This window comes from Vogesella facilis, from assembly GCF_042648525.1.
In the GTDB taxonomy this organism is placed as follows: Bacteria; Pseudomonadota; Gammaproteobacteria; order Burkholderiales; family Chromobacteriaceae; genus Vogesella; species Vogesella facilis.
On sequence record NZ_JBHRXN010000032.1, the window covers coordinates 203,395 to 220,202 of the forward strand.

The 16,808-nt window shown below is 66.3% G+C and carries 18 protein-coding genes; 16 read left to right on the forward strand and 2 right to left on the reverse strand.

Annotation, left to right across the window (positions count from 1 at the left end; genetic code table 11):
* Positions 1–35: 35 nt before the first annotated feature.
* Positions 36–2,225: an AsmA family protein gene (locus ACFOLG_RS14590; protein ID WP_386093097.1), complete on the forward strand. Its 2,190-nt coding sequence runs from the start codon at positions 36–38 to the stop codon at positions 2,223–2,225.
* 69 nt (positions 2,226–2,294) lie between these two features.
* Here ACFOLG_RS14590 and ACFOLG_RS14595 read toward each other — a convergent pair whose 3' ends face one another.
* A complete protein-coding gene (locus ACFOLG_RS14595; RefSeq protein ID WP_386093098.1) occupies positions 2,295–4,265 on the reverse strand; it encodes a cation:proton antiporter domain-containing protein in 1,971 nt (656 codons plus the stop codon).
* A 93-nt stretch (positions 4,266–4,358) separates the two neighbouring features.
* Here ACFOLG_RS14595 and ACFOLG_RS14600 point away from each other — a divergent pair, with 93 nt between their 5' ends.
* From ACFOLG_RS14600 to ACFOLG_RS14670, 15 genes are all read left to right on the forward strand, one after another.
* Positions 4,359–5,339 (forward strand): KpsF/GutQ family sugar-phosphate isomerase, encoded by a 981-nt coding sequence (locus ACFOLG_RS14600; protein WP_386093100.1) that lies wholly within the window; start codon positions 4,359–4,361, stop codon positions 5,337–5,339.
* Between the two features lie 8 nt (positions 5,340–5,347).
* Positions 5,348–5,872, forward strand: a complete 525-nt coding sequence (gene kdsC, locus ACFOLG_RS14605; RefSeq protein ID WP_386093102.1) for a 3-deoxy-manno-octulosonate-8-phosphatase KdsC — start codon at positions 5,348–5,350, stop codon at positions 5,870–5,872.
* Positions 5,869–6,435 (forward strand): LPS export ABC transporter periplasmic protein LptC, encoded by a 567-nt coding sequence (gene lptC / locus ACFOLG_RS14610; protein ID WP_386093104.1) that lies wholly within the window; start codon positions 5,869–5,871, stop codon positions 6,433–6,435. Before kdsC ends, lptC begins: the two co-directional genes overlap by 4 nt.
* On the forward strand, positions 6,425–6,937 hold the full coding sequence (lptA, locus tag ACFOLG_RS14615) for a lipopolysaccharide transport periplasmic protein LptA (RefSeq protein ID WP_386093106.1): 513 nt from the start codon (positions 6,425–6,427) through the stop codon (positions 6,935–6,937). The genes lptC and lptA overlap by 11 nt, the downstream gene beginning before the upstream one ends.
* Positions 6,934–7,662: an LPS export ABC transporter ATP-binding protein gene (gene lptB, locus ACFOLG_RS14620; RefSeq protein ID WP_386093108.1), complete on the forward strand. Its 729-nt coding sequence runs from the start codon at positions 6,934–6,936 to the stop codon at positions 7,660–7,662. The genes lptA and lptB overlap by 4 nt, the downstream gene beginning before the upstream one ends.
* Before the next feature lie 6 nt (positions 7,663–7,668).
* Entirely contained in the window at positions 7,669–9,099 is a 1,431-nt protein-coding gene (locus ACFOLG_RS14625; RefSeq protein ID WP_386093110.1) for an RNA polymerase factor sigma-54, read from the forward strand.
* 65 nt (positions 9,100–9,164) lie between these two features.
* Positions 9,165–9,494, forward strand: a complete 330-nt coding sequence (gene hpf, locus ACFOLG_RS14630) for a ribosome hibernation-promoting factor, HPF/YfiA family (RefSeq protein WP_386093112.1) — start codon at positions 9,165–9,167, stop codon at positions 9,492–9,494.
* Between the two features lie 131 nt (positions 9,495–9,625).
* Positions 9,626–10,084 carry a PTS sugar transporter subunit IIA gene (locus tag ACFOLG_RS14635; RefSeq protein WP_349589653.1) on the forward strand — a complete coding sequence of 153 codons (459 nt, stop codon included), beginning with the start codon at positions 9,626–9,628 and terminating at the stop codon, positions 10,082–10,084.
* Positions 10,077–11,033, forward strand: a complete 957-nt coding sequence (gene hprK / locus ACFOLG_RS14640; RefSeq protein WP_386093114.1) for an HPr(Ser) kinase/phosphatase — start codon at positions 10,077–10,079, stop codon at positions 11,031–11,033. The genes ACFOLG_RS14635 and hprK overlap by 8 nt, the downstream gene beginning before the upstream one ends.
* Positions 11,014–11,871, forward strand: a complete 858-nt coding sequence (gene rapZ / locus ACFOLG_RS14645; protein WP_386093116.1) for an RNase adapter RapZ — start codon at positions 11,014–11,016, stop codon at positions 11,869–11,871. Before hprK ends, rapZ begins: the two co-directional genes overlap by 20 nt.
* Positions 11,868–12,245, forward strand: coding sequence for a NusG domain II-containing protein (locus tag ACFOLG_RS14650; protein ID WP_386093118.1), 378 nt, complete (start codon positions 11,868–11,870; stop codon positions 12,243–12,245). The genes rapZ and ACFOLG_RS14650 overlap by 4 nt, the downstream gene beginning before the upstream one ends.
* Positions 12,226–12,759: a Gx transporter family protein gene (locus tag ACFOLG_RS14655; RefSeq protein ID WP_386093120.1), complete on the forward strand. Its 534-nt coding sequence runs from the start codon at positions 12,226–12,228 to the stop codon at positions 12,757–12,759. The genes ACFOLG_RS14650 and ACFOLG_RS14655 overlap by 20 nt, the downstream gene beginning before the upstream one ends.
* Positions 12,749–13,363 (forward strand): flavin prenyltransferase UbiX, encoded by a 615-nt coding sequence (locus ACFOLG_RS14660; protein ID WP_386093122.1) that lies wholly within the window; start codon positions 12,749–12,751, stop codon positions 13,361–13,363. Before ACFOLG_RS14655 ends, ACFOLG_RS14660 begins: the two co-directional genes overlap by 11 nt.
* Positions 13,360–14,847 (forward strand): NAD(P)H-hydrate dehydratase, encoded by a 1,488-nt coding sequence (locus ACFOLG_RS14665; protein WP_386093123.1) that lies wholly within the window; start codon positions 13,360–13,362, stop codon positions 14,845–14,847. The genes ACFOLG_RS14660 and ACFOLG_RS14665 overlap by 4 nt, the downstream gene beginning before the upstream one ends.
* Complete coding sequence (locus tag ACFOLG_RS14670) at positions 14,844–15,749, forward strand: DMT family transporter (protein WP_386093125.1); 906 nt, start codon at positions 14,844–14,846, stop codon at positions 15,747–15,749. Before ACFOLG_RS14665 ends, ACFOLG_RS14670 begins: the two co-directional genes overlap by 4 nt.
* Positions 15,750–15,821: 72 nt before the next feature.
* Here the strand turns inward: ACFOLG_RS14670 and ispH are convergent, their stop codons facing one another.
* The gene (ispH, locus tag ACFOLG_RS14675; protein ID WP_386093127.1) at positions 15,822–16,772 is read right to left on the reverse strand and encodes a 4-hydroxy-3-methylbut-2-enyl diphosphate reductase; all 951 of its coding nucleotides are present in this window, start codon (positions 16,770–16,772) and stop codon (positions 15,822–15,824) included.
* Positions 16,773–16,808 lie beyond the last annotated feature (36 nt).

The following is a 16,808-nucleotide window of genomic DNA, read 5'->3' on the forward strand; positions in this document are numbered from 1 at the left end:
GCCATATGCATTCACACCGGGACGGACACTGCACAATGAAATGGAATTCCGGCCGCCTGTGGCTGAAAGTGTCGGTATACACCCTGTTGCTGCTGGGCAGCCTGCTGGTGCTGGCGCTGACGCTGTTCTTCCTGCGCTTTGACAGCCAGAGCGTGCGCACCAACCTGCAGCGTTCGCTGGCCGACACCCACCGCACCATCACCATCAACGGCTCGGTGTCGCCGATGCTGTTCCCGTCGCCGGGGCTGGCCCTGGGCGATGTCAGCGTCAGCGAGCCCGGCGGCCGCGACGAATTCGCCCGTGTCGGCGAAATCCAGGCGCGGCTGGCCTGGCTGCCGCTGCTGTTCGGCGACCTGGAAATCACCCACCTGTCGCTGCGCGACAGCACCGTCAAGGTGGTGCGCGCCAGCGACGGCAGCCTCAACTTTGCCGACCTGCTGCGCCGCCGCAAGCCCAGCCGCTTCAAACTCAACCTGGACACCATGGCGCTGCGCGGCAGCACCATCCTGCTGTCCGACCGCGTCAACGGCCGCAACAGCAAGCTGGAAGAAGGCAGCCTCGATGTCGAGGGCCTGCGCAGCGATGCCAGCCTGTCGTTCGGCGGCCGCCTGCTGGCCGGCAACCAGGTCGTCAGCCTGGCGATGCAGGCACCGTTCACCCGCCAGGACGACCAGGTCAATATCGAGCACCTGTCGGCGCTGGCGATCAGCAGCACCGACAAGCTGGGCGAGCTGCGGCTGAAGGCCGAGGGCAAGCTCAAGCTCAACTTCGGCACCCTGCTGGCCAGCGGCGAGAACATCAAGCTGACGCTGGACAGCTCGCTGCCCAAGAGCCATGCCGAGGCGCTGCTGCCGTCGGTCAGCGCCAGCCTGTCCGAGCTGACCACCCCGGCGGCCAGCGTCAACGGCCAGATGGACTACGCGCGCACCCAGTACCGCTTCAACAGCCAGCTGGCCGAGCTGCGCCTGAACCGCGACGGCGCCTTCGCCAGCCAGCTGCAGAGCCAGCTGTCCTGGCTGGTGGGCTCGCATTCACTGAATATGACGCTGCGCGCGCCGCTGAACCTGGCCGGCTACAACCTGCTGCGGCTGGAGCCGCTGACGCTGACCACCCAGCTGAAAACCCCGGCGCTGCCACGCGGCCAACTGCAGGCGTCGCTGAGCGGCGCGCTGGATGGCGACCTCAACGACAGCCGCCTCAACCTGCGCGTGGCCGGCCAGCTGGACGGCGCGGCGCTGTCCGCCACCGCCACCCAGTACGGTTTCCTGTCGCCGCGGCAGGAAGTCACCCTGTCGCTGGGCAAGCTGGACCTGAACCGCTACCTACCGGAAAACCAGGCGCAGCAAGCGGTGGCGCTGTTCCAGAACGGCACGCCGTTCCGCCTCGACTGGATGGACTTCCTCGACCTGGACGGCAAGCTGGCCATCGGCGAGCTGGCCGTCGGCCGCTTCCGCATCAAGGACATCGCCGCCGACGTGACCGCGCGGCCGGAAAGCCTGGCGCTGGACAACCTCAGCGCCGCCATCTACGGCGGCGCGCTGAAAGGCTCGCTGCACCTGCTGCGCGACAAGGAGCCGCGGCTGGAGCTGTCGCAGCAACTGCTGGGCATGCAGATCCGCCCGCTGATGCAGGATCTGTTCGACGTTGGCCGCGTGGAAGGCGCCGGCAATGGCTGGGTGCAGCTGACCGCGCACGGCAATTCGCTGGCGGCGCTGCGCAACACGCTGAACGGCAAGGTGGCGGTACGACTGGAAAAAGGCGCCCTCAACGGCATCGACCTGGTGTCGGCGCTGCGCGACCTGCCGGGCGAGCTGAAAGACTGGAACAGCAGCAGCATGCCGGCCAAACCGGACCAGAAAACCACCTTCTCGGCCATGGCCGCCGCCTTCGAGCTGCAGAACGGCGTGGCACGCAGCCAGGATCTGCAGCTGGCATCGTCGCTGGTGAACGTGAACGGCAGCGGCAAGGTGGATCTGGTGCAGAACATCGTCGATTACACGCTGAACGTGCGCGCCAACCCGAAAGCCTTCACCCGCCTGGGCGGCGTCAACATCCCGCTGAAGATTACCGGCCCGCTGAACCAGCCGGTGTATGCGCTGGACTTCAACTCCATCGTCAAGGGCAAGAAAACCGAAGGCGAGAAGCAGCAGGCGCTGAAGCAGGAACTGAAGAAGCAGATCACCACCATCCTGCCGCAGTCCGGGCTGCGCGAGCACGCCAAGTAAGCGGCGGCGCCATAAAACAGTACGGCCAGGCTGTCCGCAGCCTGGCCGTTCGTGTTACTGCCGACGCGCTCAGGCGCCCTGCAGCAACAGGCTCTCCGCCTGCGACAACGGCGCCGGTCTGCCCAGCAGCACCAGCACATCGTCCTCTTCCAGCTCGAAATCGCGCGTCAGCTCGGTGTAGCGGGCGCTGCCGCGCCGCAGCGCCTTGATCTGCACCCCCAGCTCCGCCAGCGGCAGGTTGCCCAGGTGCATGCCGATGGCGTTGGCGCCCGGCAGCAACTGCACGCTCAGCAACCGTTCCAGCTGCGCATCGTCGATGCCGTCCACCTCGTCGGAAGCGCCGCGGAAGAAGCCCTTGAACAGGTCGTAGCGCGCCTCGCGCACGGTGCGGATGCGGCGCAGCACACGGTTCAGCGGCACGCCCAGCACCATCAGCGCGTGCGAGGCCAGCATCAGGCTGCCCTCCATCACCTCGGACACCACCTCGTCGGCGCCGGCGGCGCGCAGCTGCGCCATGTCGGAGTCGTCGATGGTGCGCACGATCACCGGCAGGTCGCGCCGCTGCTGCCGCACCACGTCGATGATGCGCTCGGAGGCGTGGGTATCGGCAAAGGTGATCACCACCGCCTTGGCGCGCATCACCCCGGCCGCCATCAGCACCTCGCGCTTGCCGGCATCGCCGAACACCACCGAGTCGCCGGCCTCGCCGGCCTCGCGCACCCGCTCCGGGTCCAGGTCCAGCGCAAAGAACGGGATGTCCTCGCTTTCCAGCAGCCGCGCCAGGTACTGGCCGCTGCGGCCGTAGCCGCAGACGATGACGTGCTCGTTCTTCAGCATGCTCTGCACTAGGATCTGGTGCAGGTCCAGCGACTGCATGGTCCAGTCCTGCTTGAACAGCCGCGTGACAATCTTGTCGGCGTTCTGGATCAGGAACGGTGCGGCCAACATGGAGAGCAGGATGCCGGCGATGGCCGCCTGCTCCATCACCGGTGGCAGCAGCTGCAGGTTGCCGGACAGCGACAGCAGCACGAAACCGAACTCGCCGCCCTGCGCCAGCGCCAGCGCCGCCTTGAAAGCATCCTTGTTGCGCTGGCCGAAGGCGCGCGCCAGCAGCCAGACGATCAGCAGCTTCAGCGGAATCAGCAGGAACAGCATCAGCAGGATGCTGCCGGATTCGGCAAACAGCACGCCCACGTCCAGGCGCATGCCGACGGTGATGAAGAAGAAGCCGAGCAGGATGTCGCGGAACGGCTTGATGTCCTCTTCCACCTGGAAGCGGTACTCGGTTTCCGAGATCAGCATGCCGGCGACGAAGGCGCCCAGCGCCAGCGACAGCCCAGCCAGCTGGGTAATCAGCGCCACCCCCAGCGTCACCAGCAGCACGTTGATCATGAACAGCTCGCCGGAGCGCTGCCGCGCCACCAGGTGGAACCAGCGCCGCATCAGCTTCTGGCCGAACACCAGCAGGAGGCTGAGCACCAGCCCCACTTTCAGCAGCGCCAGGCCCAGGTCCTGCCACAGGCTGCTGGAGTTGGCCGCAAACGCCGGCAGCAGGATCAGCAGCGGCACCACGGCGATGTCCTGGAACAGCAGCACCCCCATCGCCAGCTGGCCATGAGCCTGCGGCAGCTCCAGCCGCTCCGACAGCAGCTTGCTGACGATGGCGGTGGACGACATCACCAGCGCGGCGGCCACGGCAAAGCCGCTCAGCGCGCTGCTGTTCATGATGCCGATCACGCCGCCCACCAGCAGCATGGTCAGCAGCACCTGCGCCAGCCCCAGGCCGAACACCAGGTGGCGCATCGCCTTGAGCTTGGCCAGCGAGAACTCTAGGCCGATGGAGAACATCATGAACACGATGCCGATTTCGCCGAGGAACTCGGTCTCCGGCCCTTCCGGCACCAGATGCATCACCCCGGGGCCGGCCAGAAAGCCCACCACCAGATAGCCCAGCATCGCGGGCACACGCAATTTTCGGCAGGCGGTGACGGCCAGCACGGCCACCAGCAACACCATTACAACGGGAAACAAGGAATGCATCGTGTCGGGAAACTCCTGGCGCTGTAACGCGCCCAAGCAAAAATTGCACCTGCGGGATTAGTGCCCGATTATAAGCTGATATAATTACCGGCTATGGATATTGCGCTCAAACAACAGCGTCTTGCGCTGGCACGCGAGGTGTTGCACACCGAAGCCGACGCCATCATCGCCCTGTCGGACCGACTCGGCGACGACTTTCTCGCCGCAGTGGAACTGGTGCTGCAGTGCCAGGGCCGCGTGGTGGTCACCGGCATCGGCAAGTCCGGCCATATCGGCAACAAGATTGCCGCCACGCTGGCCAGCACCGGCACGCCGTCGTTCTTCATGCACCCGGCCGAAGCCGCGCATGGCGACCTGGGCATGATCACCGAACGCGACATCATGCTGGCGCTGTCGAACTCCGGCGAAAGCGCGGAAGTGGTCGCGCTGCTGCCGGCGGTGAAACGCAAGGGCATCCCCATCATCTCGCTGACCGGCCGGCCTCAGTCCACGCTGGCGCGCGAATCCACCGTACACCTGGATGCCGCGGTGGAAAAAGAGGCCTGCACCCTGGGGCTGGCGCCCACCACCAGCACCACTGCCGCGCTGGCGCTGGGCGATGCGCTGGCGGTGACGCTGCTGGATGCGCGCAATTTCAAACCGGAAGACTTCGCGCTGTCGCACCCCGGCGGCAGCCTGGGGCGGCGCCTGCTGGTGCACATCAGCGACCTGATGCACAGCGGCGATGCGCTGCCGCGCGTCGCCAGCGGCACCTCGCTGAAAGACGCGCTGCTGGAGATGACGCGCAAGGGCCTGGGCATGACCGCGGTAGTGGACGCCGCCGGCAGCCTGCTCGGCATCTTTACCGATGGCGATCTACGCCGCACGCTGGATCGCACGCTGGATCTGGCCGGCCTCGCCATCGACGACGTGATGACCGCCAAGCCACGCACCATTGCGGCCAACCTGCTGGCGGTGGAGGCGGTGAAGGAAATGGAACAGCGCAAGATCAACGGCCTGCTGGTGGTAGACCAGCAGGGGCGCCTGGTGGGCGCACTCAACATGCACGACCTGCTGAAGGCAGGCGTGGTATAGGACTAGCCATGCAACCGATTACCGAACTGGCCAAACAGATCAAGCTGCTGATCATGGACGTGGACGGCGTGCTGACCGACGGCCGCATCTTCATCACCGCCAGCGGCGAAGAGCTGAAAGCCTTCAACACCCTGGACGGCCACGGCCTGAAGATGCTGCAGTCCACCGGCGTGCAGCTGGCCATCATCACCGGCCGCGCCGCCGCCGGCGTCGCCCACCGCGCCCGCGGCCTGGGCATCGACCATTACTACGAAGGCGTGCACGACAAGCGTGGCGTGTTCGCCGAGCTGCTGCAGAAAACCGGTCTGACCGCCAGCCAGTGCGCCTACATCGGCGACGACGTGGTGGACCTGCCGGTGATGTCGCGCGTCGGCTTCGCGGTGGCGGTGCCGGATGCGCCCAGCTTCGTGCGCCAGCACGCCCACTTCGTCACCGGCTGCCAGGGCGGCAGCGGCGCGGTGCGCGAGCTGTGCGAGCTGATCCTGCAGGCGCAGGGCAACTACGAACGGCTGATGGCGGCCTACCTGGCATGAAAACCCGTGCCGGCAAACTGTTCCCGCTGGGCCTGCTGCTGGGCATGGGCCTGATCGCGTCCTGGCTGAATGTGCTGACCCAATGGCAGCAGCCGGTGCAGCGCGAGCTCAACCCGGACAAGCCGGAATACACCATCGAGGAAGTCAGCGCCAAGCGCTTCGACGAACAGGGCCGCCCGTGGCAGCAGCTTACCGCCACCCAGATGTGGAAGCTGCCCAAGGTCAACACGGTGTACTTTACCGAGCCGGAGCTGCAGCAGTTCAGCCAGGGCCAGGTGGACTACCGCATTACCGCCGACAATGGCCGCTATAACAAACCACAGGACGTCGCCGATTTTTCCGGCCGCGTGCATCTGCAGCGCGCACCGCAGGCCGGCAAGCCGGCCATGCACCTGCAAACGCCGTCGCTGCGGCTGGACAACCGCAGCCAGACCGCCAGTAACCATGCGCCGTTCGTCATGGACTACGGCAGCTCGCAGATCCGTGCGGTGGGCTTTATCTACAATCACCAAGCCGGGCAGCTGAAACTGCTGTCCCAAGTAAGGATGCACTATGCGCCATAGCCTGATTGCACTGGCCCTGTGCTGTGCTGCGGCCAACGTTTACGCCGAAAAGGCCGACAGCAGCAAACCCATCGAACTGGCGGCGGACCGCGGCTCGCTGGACCAGAAACAGGGCATCAACATCCTGGAGGGCAATGTGGTCGCCACCCAGGGCACGCTCAGCATGCGTGCCGACAAGACCATCGTCACCCGCGACGCGCAGGGCAACCAGACGCTGCAGGCCTTCGGCAACCAGGCGCAGTTCCGCCAGAAGCTGGACGGCAAGAACGAGTACATCGAGGGCCAGGCCAACCGCGTCGACTACACCAGTGCCAGCAACCAGGTAGTGCTGACCGGCAAGGCGCGCGTGAAGCGCGGCGCCGACCTGGTGACCGGCGAGCAGATCACCTACAACACCGTGACCGAGATCTACCAGGTGCTGGGCGGCAGCCCGGCCGCCAGCGGTGGCAACAAGGGCCGCGTGACCGTGATCATCCAGCCCAAGCCGCAGGACAAGCCATGACGCAAAGCCGCCTGACCATCCAGCACCTGAAAAAGACCTTCAAGAAGCGCACCGTGGTGCAGGACGTGTCGATGGACATCGCCAGCGGCGAAGTCATCGGCCTGCTGGGCCCCAACGGCGCCGGCAAGACCACCAGCTTCTATATGGTGGTGGGCCTGATCGCCGCCGACGCCGGTGACATCACCCTCAACGGCGACACCATCACCCACCTGCCCATTCACAAGCGCGCGCGCCTGGGGCTGGGCTACCTGCCGCAGGAAGCCTCCATCTTCCGCAAGATGACGGTGGAGGAGAACATCCTGGCGGTGCTGGAAGTGGCCGGCTACCGCGGCGAACAGCTGGAAAACGAGCTGCAACTGCTGCTGGACGACCTGCATATCGACCACCTGCGCGACAGCAATGCCATGGCGCTGTCCGGTGGTGAGCGCCGCCGGGTGGAGATCGCCCGCGTCCTGGCCACCCGCCCGCGCTTCATCCTGCTGGACGAACCGTTTGCCGGCGTCGACCCGATCGCGGTGATCGACATCCAGAAGATCATTTCCTTCCTCAAGGAACGCGGCATCGGCGTGCTGATCACCGATCACAACGTGCGCGAAACCCTGCGCATCTGCGACCGCGCCTACATCATCTCCGAAGGGCGCGTGCTGGCTTCCGGCCTGCCCGCCGAGCTGGTCAGCAACGAGCAGGTGCGCCAGGTGTACCTTGGCGAGCACTTCCACCTGTAAAGCGGCATGAAACAGTCCCTGCAGCTCAAAGTCAGCCAGCACCTGACCCTGACCCCGCAATTGCAGCAGTCGATCAAGCTGCTGCAAATGTCCACGCTCGACCTCTCCACCGAGCTGGAGCGCTACCTGCTGGAAAACCCGCTGCTGGAGCGCGCCGACGGCGACAGCCAGGCCGAGCACGAGCCGATGGAGGCTCCCGGCAGCAGCGAGACGCCCGGTGACGTCCGCGAGGAAGCCCCGCAGGAACGCGAGCGCGAGCGCGACGAAATGGAGCTCGGCGACTGGGGCAGCGGCAGCGGTTCCGGCAGTGGCAGCCGCGATGACGACGACGAGTTCGACCCCATTCTCAACACCCCGTGCCGCCCCACCCTGCGCGAGCACCTGGCGGCGCAGATCGGCGAAATGCCGCTGAGCCGCCGCGACAGCGCGCTGCTGACGCTGCTGATCGAAGAGCTGGACGAAGACGGCTATCTCACCACGCCGCTGGACGAGTTTGCCGCCAGCCTGCCGCTGGAGCTGGAGGTCGAAACCGACGAGCTGGAATACCTGCGCAAGCTGCTGCTGCAGTTCGAACCGGTCGGCATCGGCAGCCTGCACCTGTCCGAGTTCCTGCAACGACAGTTGGCCGCACTGCCGGCGGCCACGCCGTCGCGCGAGCTGGCGCTCACCCTGGTGCGCGACCACCTGGCCCTACTGGGCAACCGCGATTTCGTGCGCCTGAAGAAGCTGCTGAACGTGGGCGAGGCCGAGCTGCGCGCCGCGCACCAGCTGATTTCCACCCTGCGGCCCCGTCCGACCAGCGGCTTCGACCAGGGCGAGACCCACTACGTGGTACCGGACATCCACGTCGTACGCCGCCGCGGCCGCTGGGTCGCCCAGCTCAACCGCGGGGTACTGCCGAAACTGCAGGTCAACCAGCTGTATGCCGGCATGCTGCAGCAACGCGACAGCAGCCATAATCTCAGCGGCCAATTGCAGGAGGCGCGCTGGCTGGTGAAAAACATCCAGCAGCGATTTGACACCATTCTGAAAGTGTCGGAAGCTATCGTTGACAGGCAACAGGCGTTCTTTGAACACGGTGAAGTGGCAATGCGGTCCCTGATTCTGCGTGACATCGCGGATGAACTGGGCCTGCATGAGTCGACAATTTCCAGGGTCACTACCCAGAAATACCTGCTGTGCAGCCGAGGCCTGTTCGAGCTCAAGTATTTCTTCGGCAATGCGCTGGAAACCGATAGCGGCGGCGAATGCTCCGCCACGGCAATCAAGGCGCATATCCGCCAGATTATCGACGGCGAAGACAGCAAGAAACCGCTATCCGACAGTGCCATCGCCGACCGCCTCACGGCACAGGGCATACAGGTTGCCAGGCGCACCGTAGCCAAGTATCGTGAAGCTATGCAGATACCGCCAGTTAACCTTCGCAAAGCACTTTAAAGAAAAGTGCGACGAAAACCCGGTACGGCCAGCCCGACCGTATCGTTAACAGAAGGAGTCAGGGTATGAACCTCAAAATTACCGGTCTACACCTCGAAGTTACCCCGTCCCTGCGCGAGTTCATCGAGAGCAAACTGGAACGCATCACCCGCCATGTCGATAACGTGATCGGCATCACCGTGACGCTGTCCGTGGATAAACTGGTACAAAAAGCGGAGGTCAATGTGCATCTGGCCGGCAAGGACATCCATGTCGAGGCAAACGATTCCGACATGTACGCCGCCATTGATTCCCTGATGGACAAGCTGGACCGTCAGGTACTGAAGTTCAAGGAAAAACAGGGGGAGCATCGTAGTATTGCGCCACAGGCGGACGCCGCCGACGCGGCACTGTAAACCAGTCGCCAGCACAAATAACAACGGGAGCCACAGGCTCCCGTTTTTGCTGGCTCTCGGATACGCTGTTGCTATGGAAAACGGCGGACTCAGCGTAGAATGGCCGACGTTTTTCCGCCCCTAAAGACATCATGAGCTTGATCGGCAAGATTCTTCCCCAGTCGCACGTACTGGCGGACCTGGAGATCTCCAGCAAGAAGCGCCTGTTCGAACAGATCGGCCTCTTGGTTGAAAACAGTTTCGGCATTGCGCGCAGCGACGTGTTCGACAGCCTGTTCGCCCGCGAAAAGCTGGGCTCCACCGGCCTGGGCCAGGGCGTGGCGATACCGCATGGCCGCATCAAGGGCCTGAAGGATGCCACCGGCTTCTTCGTGCGTCTGAAGACCCCGATTCCGTTCGAGGCGCCGGACGGCAAGCCGGTGAACCTGCTGTTCGTACTGCTGGTACCGGAACAGGCCACCGACCTGCACCTGCAGGTACTGTCGGAACTGGCGCAGCTGTTCTCCAGCCGCAGCCTGCGCGAGAAAATGTGCTGCGCCGACAACCTCACCCTGCACGCCCTGCTTTGCGAAGACAGCCACCATGCCTAATGTCAGTGTCCGCCGCCTGTTCCAGGACAATCAGCACAAACTCAATCTGAGCTGGATCGCCGGCAAGGCCGGTTCCGACAACCTGATTTCCAACGACGAACAGCGGCCGACGCAGGCGCTGGTCGGCCACCTCAACTTCATCCACCCCAACCGGGTGCAGGTGCTGGGTCTGGCCGAAGTGGAGTACCTGGACAAGCTGGAGCAGGCGGCGGCACGCACCGCGCTCGACCAGCTGTTCCACAAGACCATGGCGGTGGTGATCGTCGCCAACGCCCAGACCGTGCCCAAGCTGCTGCAGGACTACTGCCACAGCCACAGCGTACCCTTGATGAGCACGCCGCTGGAAAGCCCCTACCTGATGGACGTGCTGCGCATCTACCTGGCGCGCGCACTGGCGGTGTCCACCGTGATGCACGGCGTATTCCTCGACGTGCTGGAGATCGGCGTGCTGATCATGGGCGACTCGGCGATGGGCAAGAGCGAACTGGCACTGGAGCTGATTTCGCGCGGCCACGGTCTGGTGGCCGACGACGCGGTGGAGCTGTACCGCATCGGCCCGGAAACGCTGGAGGGGCGCTGCCCGCCGCTGTTGCGCGACTTCCTGGAAGTACGCGGCCTCGGCATCCTCAACATCCGCACCATCTTCGGTGAAACCGCGGTGCGGCCGAAGAAGGTACTGAAGCTGATCATCCAGCTGATCAAGGCCAACGACCAGGCGATGCAGGCGCTGGACCGCCTCAATATCCAGTCGGAAACCCAGGACATCCTCGGCGTCACCGTGCGCAAGGTGATCCTGCCGGTAGCCGCCGGCCGCAACCTGGCGGTGCTGGTAGAGGCCGCGGTGCGCAACTACATCCTGCAGCTGCGCGGCATCGACAGCACCCGCGAATTCATCGACCGCCACACCAACCTGCTCCGGGACCAGGAACATGCAGCTGATTCTGATTAGCGGCCTGTCCGGCTCCGGCAAGTCGGTGGCGCTGCGCGTGCTGGAAGACCTCGGCTACTACTGCGTGGACAACCTGCCGGCCACCATGCTAATGGACGCGCTCAAGCTGTACAGCCAGTTCGGCTACCAGCACATCGCCATCAGCGTCGACACCCGCTCCGCCCCAACGTTGGCCGCACTGCCGAAAGCCATCAGCGAGCTGAAAAGCTTCGTCTCCGACGTGCGGCTGATCTACCTGGAGGCCACCAGCGAAGTACTGGTGAAGCGCTTCTCCGAGACCCGCCGCCGCCACCCGCTGTCCGGCAACGCGCTGACGGTGGAAGAATGCATCCGGCTGGAGCGCGAAATGCTAGAACACGTGGTGGATCTGGGCCACCGCATCGACACCAGCAACCTGTCCGCCAACGCGCTGCGCAGCTACGTCAAGGTAATGGCCGAGGCCGACAGCAGCCGGCTGACGCTGGTATTCGAATCCTTCGGCTTCAAGCACGGCATTCCGCTGGACGCCGATTTCGTGTTCGACGTGCGCTGCCTGCCCAACCCCTATTACGACGAAACACTGCGCCCGCTCACCGGCCGCGACCAGCCCATCTGCGACTTTTTCGCCGGCGAGGCGGAGGTCGGCCAGATGCAGCAGGACATCGCCGGCTTCCTGCAGCGCTGGCTACCGCGCTTCAAGCAGGACAACCGCAGCTACGTCACCGTCGCCATCGGCTGTACCGGCGGCCAGCACCGCTCGGTGTTCCTGGCCGAGCAGCTGGCCGCAGGCTTTGCCGACGAACAGGTACTGCTGCGCCACCGCCAGCTGGACGGCCGCAGCGGCGACAGCCACAAATGAGCGGCCGCTGGCCACGCTTGCTGGCCGGCGACTGGCTGCTGCTGTTGCTGTTGCTACTGGCTTGTGGCGCCAGCTTTCGCTGGCTATGGTGGCAACAGGGTGATGCCGGCGAACTGGTGCTGAGCGCCGGCGGCCAGGTTGTTAGCCGCTGGCCGCTGCGGCTGGATCAGCGCTTTGAACTCCCCGGCCCCTTGGGCATCACCGTGGTGGAAGTCCGCGCCGGCCGTGCCCGCATCGCCAGCGATCCCAGCCCGCGCCAGTATTGCGTGCAACAAGGCTGGCTGAGCCGCGCCGGCGAAATCGCACTGTGCCTGCCCAACCGCACCGCCATCAGCATCGGCGGTCAGCGCCAAGATGACTCACTGGCATTCTGACTCCCGCCAGCTGAGCGCTGGCAGCCACGACCACCAGCTGGCCCGCCTGGCAGCCTGCGGCATCGTGCTGGCGCTGCTGGATGCGGCGCTGCCCAGCCCCTTGCCCGGCATCAAGCCCGGCCTGGCCAATATCGTCACACTGTATGCGCTGGCCACCCTGGGCTGGCACGCCGCGGTCTGGGTCAGCCTGCTGCGCATCGCCGGCGCCGGCCTGCTGCTGGGCAGCCTGTTTACCCCCGGCTTCTGGCTGAGCCTGGCCGGCGGCGGCGGCGCCCTGCTGCTGTTGGCCGCCGCGCAGCTGCTGCCCGCACGCTGCTTCAGCGTGGTCAGCCGCAGCCTGCTGGCGGCCGGCGGCCATCTTGCCGGACAATTGCTGCTGGCGCGCGGCTGGCTGATTCCGCACGACGGCGTGTGGCTGCTGCTGCCGCCGCTGCTCACCGCCGCCACCGTCACCGGCCTCGCCAACGGCCTGTTTACCCTGAAACTGCTGGAGTCCGCCAAGGATGAAACCTGACACCGTTACCGTCGCCCTCACCGGCGCCTCCGGCCTGCCCTACGGCCTGCGCCTGATCGACTGCCTGCTCGCCGCCGGCGTGCGGGTGTGGGTGCTGTACTCGCAGGCAGCGCAAGTGGTGGCGCAGCAGGAGATGAACCTCACCCTGCCGTCGCGCCCGGCCGAACTGCAACAATGGTTGGCCGCACGCTACCAGCCGGCGGATGGCCAGCTGCGGGTGTTCGGCCGCGAGGAATGGTTCGCGCCGCCGGCCTCCGGCTCCAACCCGGCGGACGCCATGGTGATCTGCCCATGCTCGATGGGCACGCTGGCGGCGGTGGCGCAGGGCATGAGCGACAACCTGATCGAACGCGCCGCCGACGTAACGATCAAGGAAGGCCGCAAGCTGGTGCTGGTGCCGCGTGAAACCCCGCTGTCCGCCATCCACCTGGAAAACATGCTCAAGCTGGCACGCCTCGGCGTGTGCATCCTGCCGCCCTCGCCCGGTTTCTACACCCACCCGCAAACGGTGCAGGACATGGTGGATTTCGTGGTCGCCCGCATTCTCGACCAGCTGCGCGTGCCACAGCAGCTGCTGCCGCGCTGGGGCGAGCAACGCGCATGAACCCGCACACCGACATCCTCGACCTGCCCGCCCTGCGCCAGCTGGAGCTGGCCGCCGACGCCGCCGGTCTGGCGCTGATGCAGCGCGCCGCCGACAGCATCGCTACCTGGGTGAGCAAACACTACCCGCCGGCCAGCCGCATCCTGGCGGCGGTCGGCCCCGGCAACAACGGCGGCGACGCGCTGTTCGCCGCCTGCCGCCTGCGCCGCGCCGGTTACGCAGTGGAGGTGCTGCTGCCGGCGCCCGGCAACGCCGCGGTACAGGCGGCACTGGCCGAGTGGCAGGCACTGGGCGGCAGCGTGCGGCCAACCTTGCCCGCCAGCAGCCGCGCCCAGTCGCCGGAACTGCTGCTGGACGGGCTGTTCGGCGTCGGGCTGAGCCGCCCGCTGCAGGACGACTGGCGCGAGCTGGTGGCAGCGCTGGACCGCCTGCCCTGCCGCAAGCTGGCCATCGACGTGCCCAGCGGGCTGGACGCCTACAGCGGCCAGCCGCAGGGCGCGGCGCTGCATGCCGACGTGACGCTGAGCCTGCTGTGCCCCAAGCCCGGCCTGTACACCGCCGCCGGGCCAGACCACTGCGGTGAAGTGCTCATCGACGAACTGGGCTGCCCGGCCACGCTGTACCCGCCGGCCGCCGGCACCCTGGCGCTGCCGGATGCCGCCCCGCTGCGCCGCCGCCGCGACTCGCACAAGGGCAGCCACGGCGTGCTCAGCATCATCGGCGGCGCCGCCGGCATGACCGGCGCCGCGCTGCTGGCCGGCCGCGCCGCGCTGGCGATGGGCGCCGGCAAGATCTTCGTGCATCCGCTGGATCGCGCGCTGACGCTGGACCCGCTGTGCCCGGAGCTGATGCTGCGCCCGTGGCAGCACAATCTGCGGATTCCGGAGCAGCACCAGCTGGTGGTGGGGCCGGGGCTGGGGCTGAGCGACCAGGCGCACGCCGCGCTGGCGCGCGCACTGCAGCACCCCGGCGCCCTGCTGCTGGATGCCGACGGCCTCAATCTGCTGGCCGCCGACCATGCGCTGCAGCAGCTGCTATTGCAGCGCAGCGGCGCCACCATTCTCACCCCGCACCCCACCGAGGCCGCGCGGCTGCTGGACAGCGACACCGCCAGCGTGCAGGCCGACCGCGTCGGCGCGGTGCGCGAGCTGTCGCAACGCTTCGGCTGCGTGGTGCTGCTCAAGGGTTGTGGTACCCTGCTGGCCCGTTACGGCCAACCCTACCGTCTGCTGCAGCGCGGCAGCCCGTCGCTGGCGGTGGCCGGCCAGGGCGATGTGCTGGCCGGCGCCATTGCCGCACTGCTGGCACAGGGTCTGGCGCCGCTGGATGCCGCCCACCTGGCCGCCGACGTGCACGCCAGCGCCGGCGAGCACTACAGCACCCAGGCCGGCGGCCCGATCGGCCTTACCAGCCATACCCTACTGCCGCTGATGACGCAGGAGCTGAATCGCCGCGTTTCGAATTCCGGAGTTCCACCGTTTTGAAGCAACAAAGTAAAGCCTATCTGTTTGGCCTGTCTGCCGTTCTGGCCTGGTCCACCATCGCCACCGCGTTCAAAATCAGCCTGCAGCACCTGAGCCCGGCACAGCTGCTGCTGTATGCCAGCGTGTTCTCGCTGCTGTCTCTGCTCACCATCCTCGGCTGGCAGCGCCGGCTGGGCGCGCTGCTGCCGGCACTGCGCCAGCACTGGCGCCGCTCGCTGCTGCTGGGGGCGGTGAATCCCTTCGTCTACTACCTGATCCTGTTCCAGGCCTATGCGCTGCTGCCGGCGCAGGAGGCGCAGGCGCTGAACTACACCTGGGCGCTGACCATGACGCTGCTGGCGGTGCCGGTGCTGGGCCAGCGCCTGCGCGCGCAGGACGCCCTCGCCGCCGTGGTGTGCTACGGCGGCGTGCTCACCATTGCCACCCGCGGCGCGCCGTTCGCGCTGCAGTTCAGCAACCTGCCCGGCGTCGGCTTCGCGCTGCTGTCCACCCTGCTGTGGGCCGGCTACTGGCTGTGCAATACCCGCGATGAGCGCGAGCCGGTGATCGGCCTCACCCTCAACTTCCTGCTGTCGCTGCCGCTGACCCTGCTGTGGTGCGCACTCACCGGCGAGCTGCATGCCGTGGCCTGGCAGGGCATCGCCGGCGCCGCCTATGTCGGCATGCTGGAGATGGGTTTCACCTTCGTGCTGTGGCTGTCGGCGATGAAGCTGACGCTGAGCACCGCGCGCATCGCCAACCTGATCTTCCTGTCGCCGATGCTGTCGCTGTTCCTGATCAACCTGCTGCTGGGCGAGCCGATCCGGCCCAGCACGCTGGCCGGGCTGGGGCTGATCCTCGGCGGCCTGCTGCTGCAGAAGCTGCCCGCCAGGCGCCTGCTGGCAGCCGCCAGCAGCGACTGAAGCAAGTGCCAAAACGCCTGCGGCCAACCTTGAGCACTCAAGGTTGGCCGCATGTCATTCTGGCGGGCGAAATCAGGCGGCGTTGCCGCCCTTGGGGTCGCGCAGGCCCGGCGGCAGGGCGAAGGTGATGCTCTCCTCCACCCCGTCCAGCTCGCTGACCTTATCGGCGCCGTAGGCCTTGATCTGCTCGATCACCGCCTGCACCAGCACCTCCGGTGCGCTGGCACCGGCAGTCACCCCCACCTGGCGCTTGCCGGCGAACCACTCCGCCTGCAGCAGGCTGGCGTTGTCCACCATATAGGCATCCACGCCGCGCAGCGCCGCCACTTCACGCAGGCGGTTGGAGTTGGAACTGTTGGGCGAGCCCACCACGATGACGATGTCGCATTGGTCGGCCAGTACCTTTACCGCATCCTGGCGGTTCTGCGTGGCGTAGCAGATGTCGTCCTTCTTCGGGCTGTGAATGGCCGGGAAGCGCGCCTTCAGCGCGGCGATGATGTCGCGGGTCTCGTCCACCGACAGCGTGGTCTGGCTGACGTAGGACAGCGCCTCCGGGCGCTGTACCTGCAGCTTGGCTACATCGTCCACGGTTTCCACCAGGTACATGTGGTCGCCCACCTGGCCCATGGTGCCTTCCACTTCCGGGTGGCCGGCGTGGCCGATCATGATGATCTCCATGCCGGCCTGGTGCATGCGCTTCACTTCCACGTGCACCTTGGTCACCAGCGGACAGGTGGCGTCGTACACCGTCAGCCCCAGCGCCTCGGCCTCCTGCCGTACCGACAACGGCACGCCGTGGGCGGAGTAGATCAGCGTGCTACCGGCCGGCACGTCCTTCAGTTCCTCGATGAACACCGCGCCCTTGGCGCGCAGGTTCTCCACCACGAAACGGTTGTGCACCACTTCGTGCCGCACGTAGATCGGCGCGCCATACAGCTCCAGCGCGCGCTCGACGATGGCGATGGCACGGTCCACACCGGCGCAGAAGCCGCGCGGGTTGGCCAGCATGATGGTTTTCGTCATCGGAATGTCCTTGCAAGAAAAAGGTTGGCCGCAGGC

Excerpts from the sequence above, each read along its gene's own strand:
- ACFOLG_RS14650 (WP_386093118.1), top strand. The coding sequence starts at position 11,868 with ATGAGCGGCCGCTGGCCACGCTTGCTGGCCGGCGACTGGCTGCTGCTG.
- kdsC (WP_386093102.1), top strand. The coding sequence starts at position 5,348 with ATGCAACCGATTACCGAACTGGCCAAACAGATCAAGCTGCTGATCATG.
- lptB (WP_386093108.1), top strand. The coding sequence starts at position 6,934 with ATGACGCAAAGCCGCCTGACCATCCAGCACCTGAAAAAGACCTTCAAG.
- ACFOLG_RS14665 (WP_386093123.1), top strand. The coding sequence starts at position 13,360 with ATGAACCCGCACACCGACATCCTCGACCTGCCCGCCCTGCGCCAGCTG.
- ispH (WP_386093127.1), bottom strand. The coding sequence starts at position 16,772 with ATGACGAAAACCATCATGCTGGCCAACCCGCGCGGCTTCTGCGCCGGT.
- ACFOLG_RS14635 (WP_349589653.1), top strand. The coding sequence starts at position 9,626 with ATGAGCTTGATCGGCAAGATTCTTCCCCAGTCGCACGTACTGGCGGAC.
- lptC (WP_386093104.1), top strand. The coding sequence starts at position 5,869 with ATGAAAACCCGTGCCGGCAAACTGTTCCCGCTGGGCCTGCTGCTGGGC.
- hpf (WP_386093112.1), top strand. The coding sequence starts at position 9,165 with ATGAACCTCAAAATTACCGGTCTACACCTCGAAGTTACCCCGTCCCTG.
- ACFOLG_RS14625 (WP_386093110.1), top strand. The coding sequence starts at position 7,669 with ATGAAACAGTCCCTGCAGCTCAAAGTCAGCCAGCACCTGACCCTGACC.
- ACFOLG_RS14660 (WP_386093122.1), top strand. The coding sequence starts at position 12,749 with ATGAAACCTGACACCGTTACCGTCGCCCTCACCGGCGCCTCCGGCCTG.
- rapZ (WP_386093116.1), top strand. The coding sequence starts at position 11,014 with ATGCAGCTGATTCTGATTAGCGGCCTGTCCGGCTCCGGCAAGTCGGTG.
- ACFOLG_RS14590 (WP_386093097.1), top strand. The coding sequence starts at position 36 with ATGAAATGGAATTCCGGCCGCCTGTGGCTGAAAGTGTCGGTATACACC.
- ACFOLG_RS14655 (WP_386093120.1), top strand. The coding sequence starts at position 12,226 with ATGACTCACTGGCATTCTGACTCCCGCCAGCTGAGCGCTGGCAGCCAC.
- hprK (WP_386093114.1), top strand. The coding sequence starts at position 10,077 with ATGCCTAATGTCAGTGTCCGCCGCCTGTTCCAGGACAATCAGCACAAA.
- ACFOLG_RS14600 (WP_386093100.1), top strand. The coding sequence starts at position 4,359 with ATGGATATTGCGCTCAAACAACAGCGTCTTGCGCTGGCACGCGAGGTG.
- lptA (WP_386093106.1), top strand. The coding sequence starts at position 6,425 with ATGCGCCATAGCCTGATTGCACTGGCCCTGTGCTGTGCTGCGGCCAAC.
- ACFOLG_RS14595 (WP_386093098.1), bottom strand. The coding sequence starts at position 4,265 with ATGCATTCCTTGTTTCCCGTTGTAATGGTGTTGCTGGTGGCCGTGCTG.